2 protein-coding genes and 1 pseudogene are annotated in these 1,856 nt (G+C 27.8%); 2 read left to right on the plus strand and 1 reads right to left on the minus strand.

Annotated features, from left to right (window positions below; all coding sequences use genetic code 11):
* Positions 1-127 (plus strand): annotated as a pseudogene (locus tag IDG60_RS12865) (IS6 family transposase); the annotation flags it as partial.
* A gap of 59 nt (positions 128-186) precedes the next feature.
* Here the strand turns inward: IDG60_RS12865 and IDG60_RS12870 are convergent.
* Positions 187-615 carry a VOC family protein gene (locus IDG60_RS12870; protein WP_000671996.1) on the minus strand — a complete coding sequence of 143 codons (429 nt, stop codon included), beginning with the start codon at positions 613-615 and terminating at the stop codon, positions 187-189.
* A gap of 80 nt (positions 616-695) precedes the next feature.
* Here IDG60_RS12870 and IDG60_RS12875 point away from each other — a divergent pair, with 80 nt between their 5' ends.
* The gene (locus tag IDG60_RS12875) at positions 696-1,625 is read left to right on the plus strand and encodes a helix-turn-helix transcriptional regulator (RefSeq protein WP_000750311.1); all 930 of its coding nucleotides are present in this window, start codon (positions 696-698) and stop codon (positions 1,623-1,625) included.
* Positions 1,626-1,856: the final 231 nt, after the last annotated feature.

Here is a 1,856-nt window from a genome sequence, read left to right on the forward strand (position 1 = left end):
CAATACAGCAAAGAATACTTTAAAAGGTATTGAATGTATTTACGCTCTATATAAAAAGAACCGCAGGTCTCTTCAGATCTACGGATTTTCGCCATGCCACGAAATTAGCATCATGCTAGCAAGTTAACACAAAGTATTATTTTAAAATTGAGATTAGACATTTATTTTTCAACTTTGCAGCAGAACCTAATTTTTTCTCTTTGTAAATAAATGCAAAGAGATACCATAAGGATCTCTTACATAACCATAACCTTCAGTATAGAATTCTGGACTAAATGTTTTCAATACCTCACTGCCTTTTTCTATTAACTGGTCATATACATGTTTAGTTTCTTCTACTTGGTCAAAAGTGAGACAAAGAGATATATTATTACCTTGTGTTATGGGCAAACCTTCAGTGTCATCTGCGATCATAATTTTTATATCTCCAAATTGAAGTACACATTGATCAATTTTATTTAAATCATTTTCGTCAATATTAAGTTTCTTATCTATAGGTCTATCTTTAATACGTTGAATATACAGTGTTTTAGCGCCAAACAGCTCTTCATACAACTTTTTTAAACCCTCTGCATTTTGAGTGATTAAAAAATATGGACTTACTTGAAATTTCATGTTTTTTCCTCCTTAGATTTGTTATAAATAGAGTATATACTTAATTAGTGTCATCTATTGACACTAAAAGGAGAATAATAATGAAAAAATCTGTTAGATTATATAATATGATTGAATATTGTAATGAAAATAGGAACTTCAAATTAAATGATTTAATGTCAGAATTTAATATTTCTCGTAGTACCGCTTTAAGGGATATAAAAGAAATTGAAGCATTAGGAGTACCTTTATATAGTAATCCAGGGAAAAATGGTGGTTATACGATCATAGGTAATCGAGACCAAACGAAAATAGCAATCTCAGATGAAGAGTTGAAAGCTTTAGTATTTACACTTTCGAGTATTTCAAATGTGAGTAATCTACCTTTTCAAACAGAATATCAAGAAATATTAAAAAAATTATATAATAACTCGAATAAAAAAGAGTTAATAAACCAATATAATGATCTATTTCAATATTTTAATGAAGATAAGTATCAGTTCAAAAGTTATAAGTTATTTAATGAAATCATTAGATTGATAATTGAGAATAAGTCTTTTGAAACCTGTTATTCACAAAACTATATTAAAGAACAATATAAAGGTATTGGCATTATGTATAAAAATCATCAATGGTATTTTGTTGTAGCTAATATAGAATCAAAGTTAGTGAATCTATTAAATATTTCGAAAATAAAAGAACTATATGAAATGGGAGAGACTCAAGAGTGTAATGATATAACTATGCAGAATTTTCAACAGTTCATGGTTAAAAATGAAACAGCTATTGATATTCTTATTAGAAGCAATGTTATGGGATTGAATATCTTGAAAGGCTACCTGTGGAGTGACTATATGATTGAAAATATTGACGAAGAGACATATTTATTTAAATCAAAAGTGAACGCGAAAGATATAGATTTTATAGCTAAGTTAATTGTCACAGGTGGTGTCAATGTAAAAGTAGAGACCCCTAATAGTTTGAAAAATGCTGTTAAAGTTGAATTAACTAAAATAATAAACATGTATTAATAGTAATTTAATCATAATTGTAATAACAAAAAGATGACAACATTAAACAATTTAAATTTATACAAAAAAGCATTACCAAATTTAAAATTGGGTAGTGGTAGTGCGATAAAGTCCGTATAATTGTGTAAAAGTAAAAAGGCCATATAACAGTCCTTTTACGGTACAATGTTTTTAACGACAAAAACATACCCAGGAGGACTTTTACATGACCCAAGTACATTTTACACTGAA

Source organism: Staphylococcus sp. EG-SA-2, assembly GCF_017152085.1.